Source organism: Pigmentiphaga sp. NML080357 (genome assembly GCF_002188465.1).
Taxonomy (GTDB): domain Bacteria; phylum Pseudomonadota; class Gammaproteobacteria; order Burkholderiales; family Burkholderiaceae_B; genus Pigmentiphaga.
Window position 1 is genome coordinate 215,261 of record NZ_NINW01000003.1, and the last position, 18,276, is coordinate 233,536.

Genomic DNA, 18,276 nt, shown 5'->3' on the forward strand with positions numbered 1-18,276 from the left:
CGCCTTCACCCGCTTTAGCGGCGCGTAGCCGCCCATGCAGGAGTACACCATGACGGATATGTCCGAACAACAGCAAGTCGCCCGCAGCTGGGACCGCCCGGAAGGCGCCGATTTCGAAACCTGGATGAACTCGCGCATCGCGCGTTTCTCGACCCGCAAGTACGACTGGGACGCCCTGAAGTTCCAGGCCGATTTCGACCCCAAGTACCGCCGTGCGCAAATGCGCTACGTCGGCACGGGCGGCACCGGCGTAGCCGCCGACTCCAACACCGTGCCGTCGGAGCACTTCACGTTCTCGACCATGGTGATTCCGGCCGGCCATGAAGGCCCCCCGCACCTGCACATCGACGTCGAGGAAGTCTTCTTCCTGATCCGCGGCAAGCTGAAGGTCATCCTGGAAAAGGACGGCGAACGCTTCGAGACCATCCTGACCGATCGCGACCTGATCTCGGTGCCCCCCGGCGTATACCGCGAGGAAATCAACATCGGCGATGAAGACGCGCTGATGTGCGTGATGCTGGGCGCCAAGAAGCCCATCACCCCGACCTACCCGCCTGAGCATCCGCTGGCGAAGATCAAGCGGTAATAGGTCCCCCCCCTACGCGCTTACGCGCGCCCCCCAGGGGGCGGCACTGGCGGACCGGCAAAGCCGGATCCGCTGTGCCCTGGAAACCAACAGGCTGGTGAAAGGGCGGCGTGTTTGCCGCTTTTTTGCCATCTGCAAGCTGCCCCTCTTCGATGCGGCGGGATCGCAGGGTACGGATACAATGCCGCGCTTTCGTGTTCGTGGCCGAAGGGTTCGCGGGCGCAAGAAGGACTACAGGACGATGCAGACCGATACGTTGGCGCCGGAACCGTCGCCGGAAACGCTGGAGTTGCTCAATAGCCGTTTCGCCGAGAAGTCGGTGCAGACGGCCGGGGGCGTGCAGTGTTATCGCGAGGCGGGCGCGCCGGGCGCGGACGGCACGGCTATCGTGCTGTTGCATGGCATCGGCTCGGGCGCGGGCTCGTGGCTGCATGCGGCCGTGAAGCTCGCCGCGCGTGCGCGCGTGATCGCCTGGGACGCCCCGGGCTACGGCAATTCGGCGCGGCTCGCGCCGGCCTCGCCGGGCGCCGAAGACTACGCGGCCCGGCTGCACCAGATGCTCGATGCGCTGGGCATCGGACGCTGCGTGCTGGTCGGCCATTCGCTCGGCACGCTGATGGCCACGGCCTATGCGCACGACCTGGGCAAACAGCGCGTCGCGCGCCTGGTGCTGCTGAGCCCCACGCGCGGCTACGGCAATCCGGCACTGGCCGAGCGCCAGGAAGCGGTGCGCGCCGAGCGGCTGCGCACGCTGGAACAAGTCGGCATCGCCGGCATGGCGCGCACGCGTCCGGCCAAGATGCTGTCGTCCGAACCCAGCGCCGAGGCCCTGGCCTGGGTGCGCTGGAACATGGAGCGTCTGGATACCGCCGGCTATCGCCAGGCGATCGAGATGCTGTGCAACGCCGACATGGCCGGCTACGCGCCGGCCCCGGTGCCGGTCGAGGTCCATTCCGGGGACCAGGACACCGTCACGATCCCTGCCAACTGCCGCGCCATCGCCGAGATGTTCGGCGCGCCCTACGGCTCCATCGCCGTGGCCGGCCACGCCTGCCATATCGAGCGGCCGGAAGCGGTCGCGGCCATCCTGGAAGGCGCGCACGCCGCGGCCACCGCCGGCGCCACGCCCCGCTGACCATGAACGACGCCGTCATCAGCGAAGATATTCCCGAGCGCTACATCGTCCCGGGCCTGGAACGCGGCCTGCGGCTGCTCAGCCACTTCAGCCGGCAGGACCGCACCCTCTCCGCGCCCGAGTTCGCGCGCCGGATGGGGTTGCCGCGCTCCACGGTGTTCCGGCTGCTGACCACGCTCGAGGCGCTCGGTTTCATCGAACGCACCGAAGGCGGCCGCAGCTATCGCCTGGGCATGGCCGTGCTGAGCCTGGGCTTCGAATACCTCGCCTCGCTGGAGCTGACCGAGCTCGGTTCGCCGCTGCTGCAGCGCCTGCGCGACGAGATCGGCTATTCCTGCAACCTCGTGGTAAGGGATGGCCGTTCCATCGTCTACGTCGCCAAGGTTTCCGCGCCCACGCTGTTTCCCAGCGCCGTCAACCTGGGGACGCGCCTGCCCGCGCACGCCACGGTGCTGGGACGCGTCATGCTGACCGACCTCGGCGACGACGAACTGGACGAGCTCTATCCCGACGAAGCGCTCGAGGTCTATTCGCCCAGTACGCCGCCTACGCTGTCGGCGCTGCGCGAAATCCTCGCGCAGGACCGGGCGCAAGGCTATGCCATGGGCGCAGGTTTCTACGAACCCAGCATCACCAGCATCGCGGCCCCGGTGCGCGATCACACGGGCCGCGTGGTCGCCGCGATGGGCGCGGCGCTGCCCTCGTCGCGCGTCGAGCAGTCGCGCGTCGCGGAATTGATCGGACAAGTGCGCGCCACTGCCGACGAGCTGTCGCGCCTGCTCAATTACTCACCCTCTCGTTGACCGGGCGGCACGCCGCCCAGGAGCCATTCATGCTACGAATTTCGATGATCGGATCGGGCGCCATCGGCGCCAGCGTCCTGTCGCTGCTGAAGAACGACCCGGACGTGTCGATCGACAGCGTCATCGTCGCGGAGGAAACGCTCGCGCAAGCGCGCGAGCAGATCGCCGCGATCGCCCCCAAGGCCCAGGTCGTCACGCGCCTGGCCGACGTCGGCCAGCGTCCCGACCTGCTGGTCGAGTGCGCCGGCCACGGCGCGCTGCGCGCCCATGTGCTGCCGGCCCTGGAACAAGGTATACCGTGCGTAGTGGTGTCCATCGGCGCGCTCTCCGACGTCGAGCTGGCGCGCCAGCTCGAGGAAGCTGCGGCCCGCGGCAAGACCCAGATCCAGCTCCTGTCCGGCGCCATCGGCGGCATCGACGCGCTGGCGGCCGCCAAGATCGGCGGCCTCGATTCGGTGGTCTACACCGGCCGCAAGCCGGCGCTGGCCTGGAAGGACACGCCGGCCGACGGGCCTTTCAAGCTCGAAGCCCTGACCGAACCGACCGTCATTTTCGAAGGCCCGGCCGGCGAAGCGGCCCGGCTCTTTCCCAAGAATGCCAACGTCGCCGCGACCCTCTCGCTGGCCGGCCTCGGCCTGGACCGCACCCAGGTGCGTCTGATCGCCGACCCGACCAGCAAGGAAAACGTGCACCACGTGGAAGCCAGCGGCGCTTTCGGCAGCTTCGAGATCACGATGCGGGGCAAGCCGCTCGCGGCCAACCCCAAGACGTCTGCCCTGACTGTCTATAGCGTCGTGCGCGCGATCGGCAACCAGGCCCATGCTGTGGCCATATAACTTCCCTGCGCGCTTACGCGCCAGAATGGTAAGCCCCCGGCCGCTACGCGGCAGCCCCCCAAGGGGCCAGGAGGGAAGCCCACCCCCAAGCGGCCTTAAGCCGCGCCCCCTCGATGGGGCGGCGCTGACGGACCGGCAAAGCCGGATCCGCGGCGCCCTGGAGTAACAACAATAGGCTGGCCGAAAGCAGCGTTCTTCCGGTCGAGGCCTGTGCGAGAGGGTCGGAGGAGCAGATCCATCTCGCCCTGTCTGAAGCTCATTACTCGGCGTACAGGTTGAGCTCGGTCAGGTTATTCAAGGCGGGAAAAACGCCATTTTCCGCCAGCCCGGTTTTATCCCAAGGCGCCGCGGATCCGGCTTTGCCGGTCCGCCAGCGCCGCCCCCTCGAGGGGGCGCCCGTCAGGGCGCAGGGGTGGGCACTTATTGTCATGGAGTAAGTAGTTCATCATGTTCAAATCTAGCACCCGCCTGGTTGCCGGCGCCTTGTTCGCGGCGGTCGCCACGGCTTCTTTCGCCCAGGCTCCCGCGGCTGACGATGCCGCCGCCAAGGCCGCGCTCAAGCAGGGCCAGTTCCGCATCATCGCCCCGTTCCCGCCGGGCGGGCCGGTCGACGTGCTGGCGCGCTTGCTGGGCACCGGCCTGCAGCACGAGTACGGCCAGAGCGCGGTCGTGGACAATCGTCCCGGCGCCAACGGCAACATCGGCATCGACCTGGTCAAGCGCGCCACGGGTGACGGGCACACGCTGCTGGTCGTTCCGGCCGGCAACATGACCATCAACCCGACGCTGATGGCCAACCTGCCGTACAACGTCGAGAAGGACTTCACCGCGGTTGCGATGATGGCCAAGGCACCCAACGTGGTCGCCGTGTTCCCCTCGGTTCCCGCCAAGAACATCCAGGAACTGATCGCGCTGACCAAGTCCAAGCCCGGCACCATGGCCTACGGCTCGCCCGGCGTGGGCAGCGGCCTGCACCTGGCCGGCGAACTGTTCAAGGAGGCCACCGGCGCCGACCTGCTGCACGTTCCGTACAAGGGCACGACCCAGGCGCTGAACGACGCGCTGGGCGGCCAGATCCAGGTCATCTTCGGCGCGCTGCCGACCCTGATGCCCCAGATCAAGTCCGGCAAGCTGCGCGCGCTGGCCCTGACCGGCTCCGAGCGTTCGCCCATCATGCCCGAGATCCCCACCCTGGCCGAGACCGGCGTGAAGGGCGTGAACGTGGTGTCGTGGTATGGCCTGTACGTGCCCAGCTCGACGCCGGCCAACATCTCGGGCCAGCTCGCGCGCGACGTGACCAAGATCCTGAACGAGCCCGCCACGCTGGAGACGCTGAAGGCCCAGGGCCTGGAGCTGTCGCCGCTACGCCTGGAAGCCTTCCGCAAGTTCCAGGCCGACGAAACCAAGACCTGGGAAAAGGTGATCAAGTCGCAAGGCATCACCGCCGGCTGACGAGCGCTTCGGGGCTTGCGCCCCGCGCATCCATCACCGACGACCCCTCGCCCCGGCGAGGGGTTTTGTTTTTGCGCCGCGGCCCGGCCTCGCCGGCCTCGGGCGGGGGCCCGACATAGCGGGCCCGCGGCCGGATCAGGTGGCCGGACCCGGCCTGCTCCAGCGCGTGGGCCAGCCATCCCACGCAACGTCCCATGGCGAACAACGCCAGGGGCGCGTGCGGCGGCAGGTCGTGCACGTCGGCCAGCACCGCCAGCGCGAAATCGATATTGGGCGATTCGCCCACCAGCCGCTCGACCTGGCGCGCAAGATGCCGGTAGGCGGCCGGCACGGCCAGGCTATCGAGCAGCGCGGCCGCGCGGGGATCGCCTTCGGGATACAGCGGATGCCCGAAGGCCGGGAATCCCTGTCCCAGCCGCAGTCGCTCGCGCACCTCGGTCTCCATGTCGGCGCCGGCCGCCGCATCCATCCACGCCTTCAGGGCCATGGGCGCGCGGCCATGCAAGGGGCCGGTCAGGGTGGCCAGTCCAGACAGCACGCCGGCCGCCAGGCTCGCGCCGGTCGAGATCGCGACGCGCGCGGCGAAGGTGGAAGCATTGAGTTCATGGTCCGCCATCAGGCACAGCGCCTGGCGGATGACGGGCTCGGCGCGCGGCCGCTCCCACGCCGCGGCCACCTGCTCGCTGATGGTGCCGCCCGCGCGCAGTACCCGCGTGCCGAACATCGCCCCGGCCAGCGTTGCCAGCACGGCCCGCGCCTCGTCCTTCAAGGCCGCGGCCGCCCGGCCATGCGTAGGCAGGTCGGCGGCGGCGCGCGTGGCCATGGCAACCAGCCCCAGGTGCACGGCGCCGGCTTCGTCCCGTGCCGGCGCCGCGCGCGCACGCGTTCCGGCCATGCCAGGCGCCGCATCGGCGTCCCACAGCAACCTGGCCACGTCTTCGAGCTGGCTGCCCCGCGCAAGCTCGACGGCGTCCAGGCCGCGATACCACAACCGGCCATCCTGGACGGTGGAAACGGCGGAGGGCAGCACCGGCGCTCCCCATTCCAGCGTCTCGCCCGCGATGGCTTGCGCATTGCGCTGGCCACGCGGCCGGCCCGCCATGCGCACCACGTCGTCGCGATGATAGAGGCTGCGGCGCGGGTCCTTGCCGTCGCGCTTGCAGCGGACCTTGCCCCGGCTGACATAGGCATAGAGCGTCTGCGCTCGCACCCCGGTCAGTTCGATCGCTTCCTGCGCCGTCATCCAGGCCATCGCTTGCCTTTATATTGACAAAATAAATCAAGATTGACGTCAATACTATTGCATACCAACATTCAGCCCGCAACAAGGAGAGCATGATGACGATTGGTCTGGATGATGTGATTGCGGCGGAAACGGTGCTGTCGGACGTGGACGGCCTACAGGGCAGGCTGGTCATGCGGGGCCGCTCGCTGGACGACCTTGCCGGGCACGTAGGCTATGAGGCAGTGATGGCGCTGCTGTTCGACGGATTCTTCGAGCACGCCCCGGCCTCGTGGCAGGCAGCGCTGGGCGCGGCGCGCCAGGAAGTGTTCGAACATCTGTCCTTCGCCGATCCGGCGTTGGTCGCTCAGGAGCCCATCGACGCGATGCGCGCCCTGACCGCCAGGATCGCCGATGGCGACGAATCCGCGACCGCGCTGCGGCTGGTGGCGGCGCCGGCGGTGTTCACGGCCGGCCTGGTCCGGCTGCGCAAGGGCCTGCGTCCCATTCCTCCGGATGCCAGCCTCGGCCACGCCGCCGACATCCTGCGCATGGCCGGACTTCCCGCGGAGCCTCTGCAGGCCCGCGCACTGGACACGTACCTGGTCACCGTGGCCGATCATGGCCTGAACGCATCCACGTTCGCGAGCCGGGTCGTCGCATCCACCCGCGCCGGGCTGGTGTCGTCGGTGCTGGCGGCCATCAGCGCCCTGAAGGGCCCCCTGCACGGCGGCGCGCCCGGACCCGTGCTGGACATGCTCGATGCCATCGAACGAGCGGACCATGCGCGCGCATGGCTGGAGGCCGTGCTGGACCGCGGGGACAGGCTGATGGGCTTCGGACACCGGGTCTATCGGGTCCGCGATCCGCGCGCCGACGCGCTCAAGTCCGCCTTGGGCCCGCTGCTCCAGGACGGCCGCGCCGACCGCGAACGCGCCGCGCTCGCGCAGGCGATCGAAGCGGCGGCCCTGGATACGCTGCGCCGGCGCAAGCCAGGCCGGACCCTGGAGACGAACGTGGAGTTCTACACCGCGCTGCTCCTGGATGCGCTGGGATTCCAACGCGACACCTTCACCTGCGTCTTCGCGATGGGACGCGTCGCCGGATGGATCGCGCATGCGCGCGAGCAGGCCTCGACGGGACGCTTGATCCGCCCGCAGTCCCGCTACGTGGGCCCGCCGGTAGGCGAGGCGCAAGAACGCTGACGCATGGACCTCGCGGCTCCTCGTCTCGCGCATCCTGGTGGGTTGGGGTAGACTCGGCCATTTTGCCCAGCCGTTCCGCAAGGAACGGGCCGTTGTCACTCGAATCGGAGGCCATTGGTCTTCCGGGCTTTCGTTGTGCCATCCCCTTGGTCGCAAGACTTCTTTCCAAGGAGCATCGACACCATGCAAGGCCTGCACCTCACCGCAGATCTTTATCACTGCGCCTGCGAGTCCGCCCTGATGACGGACGCCGACACGCTGGCGCGTCTTTGCCGCCGCCACACACTCGAGGCCGGGCTCACCCTGGTCGACGAGAAGTGGCACACCTTCCCCGAGTTCCAGGGCCAGCCGGGCGGCGTCACCGGCATGCTGCTGCTGGCCGAATCCCATCTCGCGGTCCATACCTGGCCCGAGCGCAGCGGCGTCACGCTCGACGTCTACGTCTGCAATTTCCAGGAAGACAACTCGCGCAAGGCCGAAGCGCTCATGAAGGCCGTCGTGGAAGCCTTCCGGCCGAACGACCTGCAGCGCCAGCACCTGATCCGCGGCGACGTCGACGGCCCGTCGGACGCGGGCGAACTGGTGCTCGAGGACGTGGCCGACGCGGCCTATTTCGGCTTCCGCTTCGACCGCCGCATCCTCAGCCGGCAGACGGCCCACCAGAGGCTGGAGCTGCTCGAATCCTCGACGCTGGGCCGCACCCTGAGATTGGACGGCCGCTACATGACGTCCGAGGCGGAGGAGTTCTTCTATCACGAGGCCATCGTGCACCCGGCCGCCACGGCCCATCCCTCGCCACGCACCGCGCTGATCATGGGAGGCGGCGACGGCGGCGCCCTGGAGGAATTGCTCAAGCACCGCGGCATGGAGCGCGTCACGCTCGTCGACCTGGACGGCGAAGTCATCGAGGTGGCGCGCCGGTATCTCGAGAAGATCCACCGGGGCGCCCTGGACGATCCGCGCGCCACGGTGCTGGTGGAGGACGGCGCGGCCTTTCTTGCGCGCACGTCGGAACGCTACGACCTGATCCTGCTCGACCTGACCGACCCCGATACGCCGGCGGGCCCGCTCTATACCCCGGAGTTCTTCCGCCGCTGCAAGCAGGCCCTGGCGCCGGGCGGCGCCCTCGTGCTGCACATCGGCTCTCCCTTCCATCAGCCCGACCAGGTCCGCGCGTTCTGCCGGACGCTGCGCGGCGAGTTCGCGCACGTGCGCCCTTACGGCGTGCACATCCCGCTGTACGGCACCTACTGGGGCCTCGCGGTCGCCTCCGACGGACTCGATCCCTGCGCCGTACCGGGCGAGACGATCCACGCGCGGCTGGAGGAACGCGGAGTCGGCGACCTGCAGTACTACAACGCGCAGGTCCACGGCGCACTGTTCGCGCTGCCGAACTACTATCGCCGGCTCACCGTGGACGCGGACTGAGGCATCCCCAGGCGGCGCGCGTCATTGCCTGACCCACCCCGAAGCGGCAATGACGGGCGCCCACTGGTCCAGCTCGGACGCGATGCGCCGCTGCAGCGCCGAGGGCGGGCCGGGCCTCGGATCGAAGACCACCGCCGCCATGCGTTCGCGCACCTTGGCCGCGGCCAGCGCCTTGTTCAGCGACGCGTTGAACCGCTCGACCACGGGCGGGGGAGTCCCCGCGGGCGCGAACATGCCCACCCAGAAATCCAGGCGCAGCGGATAGCCGGACTCCGCCGCCGTGGGGACCTCCGGCAGCAGGCTGGAGCGGCGTTCGCCCGTCACGGCGACCACACGCAGCTTGCCGGCCCGATGGAACTCGAGGAAGTCGCCGAGCGCGGTGATGCCCGCCACGATGTGCCCGCCGGCGAGATCCTGCACCATGGGCACCGAGCCGCGGTAGGGCACCGCCGCAAGCGGCAGGTTGCGCGCCTTGGCCAGCGCGTCCAGCTGGAATTGCGGCTTGCTCCCCGGCGCCGACACGCCCACGCCGCCCGACCCCGGGTGCGCCTGCACGTAGCGCATCAGGTCCGGCAGGTCCTTGACGGCGCTTGCCTGGCTCACGGCCAGCGCGCCCGCGTAATCGGCCACCATCCCCACCGGCGCGAAGTCCGTGCGGCTGTCGAAGCCGGGCCGGGCCACGGTCAGGGGAACGATGACGGCGGTATGGTCGGGCGCGATCATCAGGGTGCGGCCATCCGGCGCGGCGCGCTTGAGAGCCTGGGCCGCGAGCTGGCCGCCCGCGCCGGCCAGCGTCTCGACCACCACGGGCACCGCCAGGTCCTCCTGCATCTGCTCGGCCACCAGCCGCGCCACCAGGTCGATGGTGCCGCCGGCCGGAAAGCCGACGAGGATCTTGACCGGACCGGGCACCGCGGTGCCGGCGGCCGGAACGGAACAGGGAAGCGCCATCGCGGCGGCGGCAAGCAAGCGGCGCAATGCGCGAAACGGGCTCATGACGCACTCCTGGCGGAAGACAGCAGCAATTGGCGCGACACGCGCCGCGCATCGATTTCTATCTCGATATCGCGCACCGGCGGACGAACCCAGTGCCATGCGAGGCCGCCCGCGAGCAATCCGCGGCGGACGAATTCCGACGCGATGGCGGGATACAAGTCATGGACCGTGTACAGGCTCATGTCCGTCACGTCCCCGGCGGACACGCCCAACGCGTCGAGGCGCGATTGCAGGTCGCCCAGCGCGAAGCGCAGTTTGTCCATCAACGCGTCGGGCGAGGTTTCCCCCAACCGGACGATGCTTGCGCGGTAATTGGGCCGGTCCGGACATTCCGCCGCGCCGGAGGTCACGAAATCGGGCGGGCCATCCGTCGACGCGGGCACCGTGTAGCTGAACGCGTAAAAGCCCGCCTCGGGGGGAGGCGACGCCTCGGGGACCAGGTTGCAACGCGCAACGGGATTCGCCCCGTCCTTGTAGAGTCCCCAATCGGCCAGCGGCTGCACGTACCGGCGATTGAAGGCGACGAAGTCGGGTTCGCTCATGGGCGCCGGCGACCGCAACTCGCACGCGCATAGCGCGGTCAACGGCCGGCCCCGGGCGGCCAGGTGTTCCCGGACGCGGTCGAACCCCTCGGCCAGCGGCACCGGCCGGTCAAAGCGCGCCCGCTCGATGGCGTGGCCCGCGTCGGCGACGACCGCGGCGCTGTACTGGAATCCTCCGGGCAGATAACGATAGTTGCCTGGAGCAAATGCGATGAGTTCCGCCATGGACACGCGCCCCTGTGGTAGACATTCCCACGCCGGCCGCGCCGGCTCGATGGCGCATTTAATACGAATACGTAGTTTTATGCGATCAGGAAAACCCCCGGGGGACAGGCTCGCCTTATTCGTCGAAACCCAGCATCTTGCGCAGCAGGGCAGTGAGCTGCTCGCGCTCGTCCTTGTCCAGTCGCGCCGCCAGCCTGGCCTGGTACCGGGGCGCGACGGCGACCGAGGCCGCCATGACCTCACGGCCGGTTTCCGTCAGATCCAGGCAGAACGTCCGCCGGTCCGTCTCCGATCGCCGGCGCACCAGGTATCCCTTGGCAACCGTGCGCGCCACGAGGTCGCTGCAGGTGTTCAGGTCCAGTCCGATGGCCTGCGCGACCTGGCTCTGCGAGGCGCCCGGCATCTGGTGGACGGCAACCAGCAGCGCCATCTGGCGGGACGTGGCGCCGTCATCCGACATGCTGGCGAACAGCGCCTCGGCCTCGAAATGGGCACGGCGCAGCAGGTGCGGAAGATGGCGGCGCAGGTCGAAATGCTTGGCGGATCTCAGGGCGGGCCTCCTGGCGGGAACGCGGATGCATTGTAGAGGACGGTCCCGGCATGGCGCTGTCACGCCGCGCACCACGGCGGCCGGGGCCGGGAGGCCTTCTTCAGCATGTCCACGAACAGCCGAGCCTGTGCGGCCGGCCGTGCCCGCGCCGGCGCTGCATTACGGCGTGCCGGTCGATACCGAGGCGATAGCGTCGCGGCCCGCCTCGTCGCCCCCTGTTTAATCCAGCACGATGTTGGCCTCGGCGGCGATGCGGCGGAACTTGGCAATATCCTGGACGACCTGGGCAGCCAAGGCATCGGCCGGGGCGTACTGCACATTCAGGCCGATATCGTAGGCCTTGCGGCGGAAGGCTTCGTCCGCGGCCATGGCCCGCGCCGCCCGCCCCAGCCGGTCCACCACGTCGGGCGGTGTCCCCGCCGGCGCCATCAATCCCTGCCACCAGGTCATGTCATAGCCCTTCAAGCCCGCCTCGTCCACCGTCGGCAGGCCGGGAAAGCGCGGATCCCGGGCGATGCCGGTGGTGGCGATGGCCCTGACCTTGCCCGCGTCGACATGGGGCTTGGCGGCGCCATCATGGGTGCAGCTGACCTGGCCCGCGATCACGTCCTGCAAGGCCGGGCCGCTGCCGCGGTAAGGCACGTGCACGATCTTCACGCCAGCCATCACGTTGAACAGCTCGCTGGAGAAATGATTGCCCGTGCCAGGCCCGGCACTGGCATAGCTGAGCTTGCCGGGATGCGCCTTGGCGTGGGCCACGAGTTCGGCCACCGAGCTGGCCGGCACCGAAGGATGACAGACAATGGTGGACGCATACCAGAACAGCTTGGCCACCGGGGTGAAATCCTTGACGGGATCGAAGGGCAGCGAGGCCGCCGTGGCCGGCAAGGTGCCGTGCGTGATGGAGTTGGCGTAGAGCAGCGTGTAGCCGTCTGGCGCGGCGCGCGCGGCCTCGGCCGCCCCGATGCGCGTGCCGCCGCCACCCTTGTTCTCCACGTAGACGGTCTGGCCCAGCAGCTCGCCCAGCTTCTGCGCCACCAGCCGCGCCGACACGTCGGTGACACCGCCCGGCGCATAGGGCACGATCAGCTTGATCGACCTGGCGGGATACGATTGCGCGGTCGCCTGCCCCGCGCCCAGGACCAGGCCGGCGGCGGCAAGCGCCGCGGCCAGGCGCCGCCCCATTCTCAAGGCACGGCCCAACGCTCCATGTTCGTGCTTCATCTCCATCCTCCTGGCTGCGCCGCCCCTCTTCGGAGGCTCGCGCGTGATCGGTCCCTTCCCGAGGGCAGGGGGCAACGCTCAGGCCCGTTCCGCGTCGAACGTGATGTTCACCTTGCGGAAAGCTTCGACGACGTCGGGGCCGAAACGCTGTCGCACTTCCTCGCCCACCTCGGGCGAGTACACGACGGTGTCGCTCATCCGTTCCTGCCCCTGGATGATGACGAACAGCCGCGCGGTTTTCTTGCCGGTATTGCGGAAAGCCCGCATCGCGCCGGTGGGCACGCCGACCAGGTCAAAGGCGCGCAACGGGATGCGGAACTCGTCTTCGAACCCCCAGCTGACGTCCCACTCGCCGTCCAGCACGAAGAACGACTCCTGCGTGTCGAAATGCGCATGCGGCAGCGGACCGTCGTCCGGCACGCATTCGGCGATCGCCACATACAGGCCGGGCAGCCCTTTGAGCGGCGCATCCTGCGAACGTCCGGCGTGTCCTTCGGGAACCAGCAGCGGGAACACCGAACTGGCGGTCAGCCACTCGGTGGCCTCGGGAGGAATGGCGCTGCGCGCGTTCAGGGCGCGCTTGTACGGCACCAGCGAAGCAAAACGCGTCACCCGCCGCGCCAGCGCCTCGGGGTCGACGTCGCAACCGCCGCCGGAATCGAAACTCGCATTCAACAGCGCCAGCGTGCCGGTGTCCGCCGTGGCGGGGGGCTGGCCCCGGAACACCGCGGGATAGGCGCAATCCGGAGCGCCATTGAGCATCATCAGCGCCTTGGCGCCGCCCGTCTCGCCGCAGCTGACTTCGTGCAGCACGTTGGCGGGAATGGAAAGCATGTCGAAGCGCTCCAGCCGGATCTCGTGCGCCAGGTCCGGGCCCATGCGCACATGCAGCGCGCCTTCCAGGCACAGGATGTTCTCCATTGCATCGGGATTGCGATAAGGAAGCGACCTGCCGCCCGCGCCCCAGGCGGCGTAGCCAGTGCAGGCGCGCGCCGGGCTGGGTACGCGGGGATCGGTAAAACGGCCCCGGGTATTACGCGCGCCCATCAAGGCAACCAACTGCCCGCCCCACAAGGCCCGCGTGGCGGCGGCCCGCGCACCGTCCGGTTCCGCTCTGGCATAGTCGTCGAAGCGCGCCGTGCGGGTGCGCATGGTTTCGGGAGATACATCCAGCGTTTTCATCCAGGCTCCATCGATGATGGCCGGCCCGCGGCCGGCTGGCTCGCGGCATGCAGCCGCTTAACGAGAAAGGCGGCGGCGTCCTCGAGCCGCTCGCCGGCGAGTTCCAGGTGCGGTCCGGGATAGGCCACGAGCCGCTTGTCGCGGCTGCCTATGGCATCGAACAGCTCGGCCACGCCCGCGCGGTCGAAGATTTCATCGTCCCATTGCTGGGTGAACCATACGGATGCCCGCACCCGCCTGGCGGCCGGTGCGAGATGCTCGCTGGCCGGATACGACGTGCCCCACAAGCCCAGCACGGCCGCGCGCACACGTCCGTCCTGGGCGAGATAGGGCAGCCCATAGGCGGTGCCCATGGACACGCCGATATAGCCCACCGGGCATCCCGACAGCGCGGGCCGCGCGAGCAGCGCATCTAGAAAGGCCCGCCAATCCTCGGTCATGTCGTCGCGGGCGGCGCCGTTGCGCCAAGCGGCCCGGAAATCCGCCCGTGCGGCGCCGGGATCGCGCGAACCATCGGCCCGGCGGTCGCCATGCACCGGACCATCGATGGCGGCCACCGCATGCCCTTCGGGCAGCAGCCGGTCGCGGATGGCGAGCACGGCGGGTGATTCCTTGTGGCCGCTGCCGCCGTGGCAGGCCAGCACCAGCCCGGCGCATGCTCGCGGCGGAAACCATGCGATGCCGGGCACCGCGCGGCCGCCGACCTGAAGGCTGAAGCGTTCTTCCCGCCAGGGGCGGCCGGTGGAAGAAAAAGGGCGATCGTCTTGCATGCCGGCGATTACAGCAAGCCGGCCTGGCGCGGGACAATCGCCCGCATCCGATACCGCTATTGAGGCCCGTCAATCGCAGCGTCTTGCCGCAGCTGGGCGGCCACGTCGCGCATCACTCCACGCAGCCAGACGTGCGCGGGCTCCCGATGCACCCGCTCGTGCCACAGCATGCTCAGGTCGGCGCGGTCGGCTTCGAAGGGCAGCGGCAGGATCTGCAGCGGCAAGGCGCGCGCCGCGTCGCAGGCGATGCGCTGCGGCACGATGGCCAGCATGTCGGTCACCGCCACCACGTCGGCCGACAGCAGCACATTGGGCACGCGCAGGCCCACGTCGCGCGCGAGACCGCGGCGCTCCAGGATGTCGTCCACCATGACTTCGATGGTGGGATAGGGCACGGGACCCGTGCCCCACACCACGTGCGGGTAGGCAATGAACTGCTCCAGCGTGAGCGAGCCCCGGATATCGGGATGGCGGGCCGCCGCGATGCATACGATGCTCTGCGGATACAGCACCGTCTGGTGCAGGTCCTGGGGAATCTGCCGGACGTAGCCGATGACCAGATCGCCTTCGGCGTCGCGCAGGTACTCGTGGGTACGGCGGATGTCCACCGGGCGCGACGTGAAGCGCAGCCGCGGCGCCTCGCGCCGCGCACGCGCCATGACGCCCGGCAGGAACTGGCGGGCCACGCCTTCGGAGGCCAGGATGCGGAAATGCCCCTCGGCCACGGCCGGCACGAACTCGTCGGTGCCTCGGGTAGCCGCCTCGATGAGGTCCAGCGCCTCATGCACCTTCCGCGCCAGCTCCAGGCCACGGGCCGTGGGCTCCATGCCCGCGGACGTCTTGACCAGGAGCGGATCGCGGAAGATCTCCCGCAGCCGGGCCAGCGCGCTGGACATGGCCGACTGCCCGATGCCCACCCGCTCGGCGGCTCGCGTCACGTGCCGCTCCTTCATCAGGGCATCGAGGTAGGCCAGCAACTGGAGGTTGATTCGCTTATGGTCCGGCATGAAGTCTCCCTGCTTCCATTCTTGACGGGCGAGCTACGTGCGCGCGGCGGCCCGCAGCCCCAGCACCGCCTCGCTCACCATCCCCAAGGCGCGGCTCAGCGGTTTGTCGCGCCGCATGACCCAGGCCAGCGTCCGCTCCAGGCCCGGGGCGAGCCGGACGACGTCCAGTCCCCCCCGCCGCCCCGCGGGGGCAACGGCGAGCTCGGGCAGGATCGACCACCCGAGCCCCGCCGCCACCATTTCCTTGATCGCCTCCACGCTGCCGAGCTCCATGACGGGTTTCACGCGGCAACCCGCCCGCGCGAACCATTCGTCGATCAGGCGGCGGGTATTGGCGCCGGTTTCGAACAGCACGAGCGGATGGCGCGCCAGTACTTGCGGCGAGATCCGGCGCGTCGCGGCATCGCCGCGCGGCGCGATGGCGACGAAGGCATCGAGAATCACGGGCTTGATATCCAGGCTGCGTCCCACCGCGGGGAGGGTCACCAGCGCGGCGTCCAGCGTATTGTCTTCCACGCGGCGCAGGATTTCCGGCGTGTTGCCGGTGCTGACCACGATGTCGAGCAGCGGCATCCTGCGCTTGAGCTGCTTGAGGACCGGCGGCAGCAAGTGGATGCACGCGGTGGCGCCCGTGCCGATGCGCACCAGGCCGCCCGGCGTGCTGGCATGGCGCTGCATGGCCGCTTCGGCGTCATCCAGCGCCAGCTTGATGCGAGCGGCGTGCTCCAGCAGCAGCTGGCCCGCCTGGGTCGGCGCCACCCGGCGTCCCACCCGCTCGACCAGGCGCAGCTGCAACCGCCGCTCGAGTTCGCGGATCTGATGGCTGACGGCGGGTTGGGTCATGCCGGCGCGCTCGGCGGCGGCCGTGAAGCTTCCCAGCTCCATTGCGCTGCTGAAGGTAAGCAGGTAGGCGGGATTCAGCGATTTCATAGAAAGAATTTATGCATTGCATAAGAAAGCGGCGATTCATTTATGTAACGCCAAAAGCTAGAGTGCGGTCAACGGCGTGCAAACCCGGTTTTCCCGCCCTCCTGCCGCTCATCCGCGGCCGCCGTGCCGCCGCAACCAGACCGCCTTTCCGCACGCCACCATGCCCGACCGCCCCGCCATGTCCGCCCGCGAACCCGCGGATGCCGTTCCCGCGCCAGCAGGGCTAGCGATGGATACCCCGGCAGGCGAGGGCGCCATCCCCGCGCGCCTCATTGTCTGCCTCGGCCTGGCGCAGATCGTCGCCTGGGGCACGATGCACTACCTGGTATCGGTATTCGGCCCCGCCATGCAGGCGGAACTCGGCTGGAGCCCTGGCTTCGTCTACGGCGGCTTTTCGTGCGCGCTGGCCGTCATGGGCCTGGCATCGGTCCGGGTAGGGCGCTGGATCGATGCGCGCGGCGGGCGCGCCGCGATGATGACCGGTTGCGGGCTCGGCGCCGCGGGCTGCGTTGTGCTGGCCGCCGCCCATCACGGCTTCGTCTACTACCTGGGCTGGGTGCTGCTGGGCCTGGGCATGCGCCTGGCGTTGTACGACGCGGCCTTTGCCGCGCTGGCCCACCTGGGAGGCTCCGGCTCGCGCCAGGCCATGTCGCAGGTCACCCTCTTCGGCGGCCTGTCGTCCACGCTCTTCTGGCCGCTGGGCCAGTGGATGGATCACGCCTGGGGCTGGCGCGCCGCGCTGCTGGCCTACGCGCTGCTGCTGGCGGCCTCGTCGCTGCTGCACCTGGCCCTGCCGCGCGGCCGGCGAGCCGCGGCCGCCGGAACCGGCCGGGCCGTCGCCGATCCGCCGCCCGCCGCTGCACGCATGGACGTGATGCTGTACGGGTGCATCGCGACCCTGGTGCTGTTCCTCCAGACCGGCATGTCGGCGCACCTGCCCGGCATCCTGCGCGGCCTGGGCTGGGCGCCCGCCGCGGCGGTCACGCTATCCACCCTGTTCGGCATCGGGCAGGTCGCCGGGCGCGTAGGCATTGCCCTCGCCGGCAATCGCATCGGCGTCCTCGCCGTCAATCTCATTCCCTGCGCGCTGCTGTGCCTGTGCTTCGCCGCCGCGCTGGCGGCGGGCGCCTCGCTGCCCGGCGCGGCCGCCTTCACCTTGCTGTACGGCGCGGGCAACGGCATGGCCACCATCATGCGCGGCGCCATCCCGCTCGTGTTGTTCGACACGCGGCAATACGGGCGCATCGTGGGCGGCGTGCTGCGTCCGGCCTTCATGCTGTGCGCGACGGCGCCGGTCGCCTTCGCCCTCGCCATCGATAGCTTGGGCTACCCCGGCATGCTGGCCGTCACGCTGGTCCTGGCTGGGATATTGCTCGCGGCCGCTCTCGTCCTTCATCATCGCCATCGACCCAAGGAGATCCAACCATGACCCACCCAGGTACCGTCATCGTCACGGGCGGCAGCCGCGGCATCGGCGCCGCCACGGTCCGCCTGGCCGCCGCCGCGGGATACGACGTCTGCTTCACCTACCGGGAACAGGACGCCGCCGCCCACGACCAGGTACGGGAGATCCAGGCCCTGGGCCGCCAGGCGATGTGCGTGAAGGCGGACGCCGGCGGCGACACGGCCGCGGAGCACGTGTTCGAACTGGCCGGCGCCCTGCCGCAACCCGTAACGGCCCTCGTCAACAACGCCGGCATCACCGGCCCCATCGGCCCCTTTTCCGCCACGACGGCAGCCACCATGCGGCGCGTGCTGGACGTGAACGTCATGGGCACCATGCTGTTCAGCCAGCAAGCGGTACGCAGGTGGCTGGAAGAAGGGCGCGCGGGCAGCATCGTCAACATCTCCTCCATTGCCGCCACCCTGGGCGCGCCCGGCGAGTATGTGCACTACGCGGCATCCAAGGCGGCAGTGGAAGGCTTTACGGTTGGTTTGGCGCGCGAAGTGGCGGCCCAAGGGATACGTGTGAATGCGGTGTCGCCGGGCACCGCCCTGACGGACATCCATGCCACGGCGGGGGAGCCCGACCGGCCCAGGCGCATAGCGGCGAAAGTGCCGATGGGCCGGGTGGCGCATGCCGAGGAGATCGCGGAGGCGGTGGTGTGGCTGCTGTCGGACAAGGCGCGATACGTGACGGGGGCCGTCCTGCGGGCGGCGGGCGGGCTATAGGGTTCAGCCGC

Annotated in this window: 18 protein-coding genes; 9 read left to right on the top strand and 9 right to left on the bottom strand. The window is 69.5% G+C overall.

Features of this window, described 5'->3' with window-relative positions; genetic code table 11:
* Positions 1–49: 49 nt before the first annotated feature.
* From CDO44_RS01195 to CDO44_RS01215, 5 genes are all read left to right on the top strand, one after another.
* Positions 50–586 (top strand): cupin domain-containing protein, encoded by a 537-nt coding sequence (locus tag CDO44_RS01195; protein ID WP_087778299.1) that lies wholly within the window; start codon positions 50–52, stop codon positions 584–586.
* 241 nt (positions 587–827) lie between these two features.
* Entirely contained in the window at positions 828–1,721 is an 894-nt protein-coding gene (locus CDO44_RS01200; protein WP_087778300.1) for an alpha/beta fold hydrolase, read from the top strand.
* A gap of 2 nt (positions 1,722–1,723) precedes the next feature.
* Positions 1,724–2,524, top strand: coding sequence for an IclR family transcriptional regulator (locus CDO44_RS01205; RefSeq protein ID WP_087778301.1), 801 nt, complete (start codon positions 1,724–1,726; stop codon positions 2,522–2,524).
* Between the two features lie 29 nt (positions 2,525–2,553).
* Positions 2,554–3,360 carry an aspartate dehydrogenase gene (locus CDO44_RS01210; RefSeq protein ID WP_087778302.1) on the top strand — a complete coding sequence of 269 codons (807 nt, stop codon included), beginning with the start codon at positions 2,554–2,556 and terminating at the stop codon, positions 3,358–3,360.
* A gap of 447 nt (positions 3,361–3,807) precedes the next feature.
* Positions 3,808–4,812 carry a tripartite tricarboxylate transporter substrate binding protein gene (locus CDO44_RS01215; protein WP_087778303.1) on the top strand — a complete coding sequence of 335 codons (1,005 nt, stop codon included), beginning with the start codon at positions 3,808–3,810 and terminating at the stop codon, positions 4,810–4,812.
* Here the strand turns inward: CDO44_RS01215 and CDO44_RS01220 are convergent.
* A complete protein-coding gene (locus tag CDO44_RS01220; RefSeq protein ID WP_087778304.1) occupies positions 4,799–6,064 on the bottom strand; it encodes a citrate synthase family protein in 1,266 nt (421 codons plus the stop codon). The genes CDO44_RS01215 and CDO44_RS01220 overlap by 14 nt on opposite strands.
* Positions 6,065–6,147: 83 nt before the next feature.
* On the opposite strand from CDO44_RS01220, the gene CDO44_RS01225 reads away from it, so the two are divergent.
* Positions 6,148–7,239, top strand: coding sequence for a citrate synthase/methylcitrate synthase (locus CDO44_RS01225; RefSeq protein ID WP_198951263.1), 1,092 nt, complete (start codon positions 6,148–6,150; stop codon positions 7,237–7,239).
* Positions 7,240–7,422: 183 nt separating this feature from the next.
* Entirely contained in the window at positions 7,423–8,667 is a 1,245-nt protein-coding gene (gene speE / locus CDO44_RS01230) for a polyamine aminopropyltransferase (RefSeq protein WP_087778306.1), read from the top strand.
* 21 nt (positions 8,668–8,688) lie between these two features.
* Here the strand turns inward: speE and CDO44_RS01235 are convergent, their stop codons facing one another.
* The 8 genes from CDO44_RS01235 to CDO44_RS01270 all read right to left on the bottom strand — a co-directional run bounded on the left by CDO44_RS01235 (position 8,689) and on the right by CDO44_RS01270 (position 16,093).
* Entirely contained in the window at positions 8,689–9,663 is a 975-nt protein-coding gene (locus tag CDO44_RS01235; RefSeq protein ID WP_158213182.1) for a tripartite tricarboxylate transporter substrate-binding protein, read from the bottom strand.
* Positions 9,660–10,430, bottom strand: a complete 771-nt coding sequence (locus CDO44_RS01240; protein WP_087778308.1) for a hypothetical protein — start codon at positions 10,428–10,430, stop codon at positions 9,660–9,662. The genes CDO44_RS01235 and CDO44_RS01240 overlap by 4 nt, the downstream gene beginning before the upstream one ends.
* 115 nt (positions 10,431–10,545) lie before the next feature.
* On the bottom strand, positions 10,546–11,043 hold the full coding sequence (locus CDO44_RS01245) for a MarR family winged helix-turn-helix transcriptional regulator (RefSeq protein WP_144389446.1): 498 nt from the start codon (positions 11,041–11,043) through the stop codon (positions 10,546–10,548).
* 156 nt (positions 11,044–11,199) lie between these two features.
* A complete protein-coding gene (locus CDO44_RS01250; protein ID WP_158213183.1) occupies positions 11,200–12,204 on the bottom strand; it encodes a tripartite tricarboxylate transporter substrate binding protein in 1,005 nt (334 codons plus the stop codon).
* Between the two features lie 78 nt (positions 12,205–12,282).
* Positions 12,283–13,386: a cupin domain-containing protein gene (locus CDO44_RS01255; RefSeq protein ID WP_087778311.1), complete on the bottom strand. Its 1,104-nt coding sequence runs from the start codon at positions 13,384–13,386 to the stop codon at positions 12,283–12,285.
* Complete coding sequence (locus CDO44_RS01260) at positions 13,383–14,156, bottom strand: alpha/beta hydrolase (protein ID WP_087778312.1); 774 nt, start codon at positions 14,154–14,156, stop codon at positions 13,383–13,385. Before CDO44_RS01260 ends, CDO44_RS01255 begins: the two co-directional genes overlap by 4 nt.
* Positions 14,157–14,212: 56 nt before the next feature.
* Complete coding sequence (locus CDO44_RS01265) at positions 14,213–15,163, bottom strand: LysR family transcriptional regulator (protein WP_087778313.1); 951 nt, start codon at positions 15,161–15,163, stop codon at positions 14,213–14,215.
* A 33-nt stretch (positions 15,164–15,196) separates the two neighbouring features.
* On the bottom strand, positions 15,197–16,093 hold the full coding sequence (locus CDO44_RS01270; RefSeq protein ID WP_087778314.1) for a LysR family transcriptional regulator: 897 nt from the start codon (positions 16,091–16,093) through the stop codon (positions 15,197–15,199).
* 229 nt (positions 16,094–16,322) lie between these two features.
* Between CDO44_RS01270 and CDO44_RS01275 the strand changes: the two genes are divergently transcribed.
* A complete protein-coding gene (locus tag CDO44_RS01275) occupies positions 16,323–17,522 on the top strand; it encodes an MFS transporter (RefSeq protein WP_233145986.1) in 1,200 nt (399 codons plus the stop codon).
* Positions 17,519–18,265, top strand: coding sequence for an SDR family oxidoreductase (locus CDO44_RS01280; RefSeq protein ID WP_087778315.1), 747 nt, complete (start codon positions 17,519–17,521; stop codon positions 18,263–18,265). The genes CDO44_RS01275 and CDO44_RS01280 overlap by 4 nt, the downstream gene beginning before the upstream one ends.
* Positions 18,266–18,276: the final 11 nt, after the last annotated feature.

Coding starts and splice junctions, on each gene's coding strand:
- CDO44_RS01255 (WP_087778311.1), bottom strand. CDS start 13,386: ATGAAAACGCTGGATGTATCTCCCGAAACCATGCGCACCCGCACGGCG.
- CDO44_RS01250 (WP_158213183.1), bottom strand. CDS start 12,204: ATGAAGCACGAACATGGAGCGTTGGGCCGTGCCTTGAGAATGGGGCGG.
- CDO44_RS01240 (WP_087778308.1), bottom strand. CDS start 10,430: ATGGCGGAACTCATCGCATTTGCTCCAGGCAACTATCGTTATCTGCCC.
- CDO44_RS01265 (WP_087778313.1), bottom strand. CDS start 15,163: ATGCCGGACCATAAGCGAATCAACCTCCAGTTGCTGGCCTACCTCGAT.
- CDO44_RS01205 (WP_087778301.1), top strand. CDS start 1,724: ATGAACGACGCCGTCATCAGCGAAGATATTCCCGAGCGCTACATCGTC.
- CDO44_RS01225 (WP_198951263.1), top strand. CDS start 6,148: ATGATGACGATTGGTCTGGATGATGTGATTGCGGCGGAAACGGTGCTG.
- CDO44_RS01215 (WP_087778303.1), top strand. CDS start 3,808: ATGTTCAAATCTAGCACCCGCCTGGTTGCCGGCGCCTTGTTCGCGGCG.
- CDO44_RS01195 (WP_087778299.1), top strand. CDS start 50: ATGACGGATATGTCCGAACAACAGCAAGTCGCCCGCAGCTGGGACCGC.
- CDO44_RS01275 (WP_233145986.1), top strand. CDS start 16,323: ATGGATACCCCGGCAGGCGAGGGCGCCATCCCCGCGCGCCTCATTGTC.
- CDO44_RS01260 (WP_087778312.1), bottom strand. CDS start 14,156: ATGCAAGACGATCGCCCTTTTTCTTCCACCGGCCGCCCCTGGCGGGAA.
- CDO44_RS01280 (WP_087778315.1), top strand. CDS start 17,519: ATGACCCACCCAGGTACCGTCATCGTCACGGGCGGCAGCCGCGGCATC.
- CDO44_RS01210 (WP_087778302.1), top strand. CDS start 2,554: ATGCTACGAATTTCGATGATCGGATCGGGCGCCATCGGCGCCAGCGTC.
- CDO44_RS01235 (WP_158213182.1), bottom strand. CDS start 9,663: ATGAGCCCGTTTCGCGCATTGCGCCGCTTGCTTGCCGCCGCCGCGATG.
- speE (WP_087778306.1), top strand. CDS start 7,423: ATGCAAGGCCTGCACCTCACCGCAGATCTTTATCACTGCGCCTGCGAG.
- CDO44_RS01270 (WP_087778314.1), bottom strand. CDS start 16,093: ATGAAATCGCTGAATCCCGCCTACCTGCTTACCTTCAGCAGCGCAATG.
- CDO44_RS01200 (WP_087778300.1), top strand. CDS start 828: ATGCAGACCGATACGTTGGCGCCGGAACCGTCGCCGGAAACGCTGGAG.
- CDO44_RS01220 (WP_087778304.1), bottom strand. CDS start 6,064: ATGGCCTGGATGACGGCGCAGGAAGCGATCGAACTGACCGGGGTGCGA.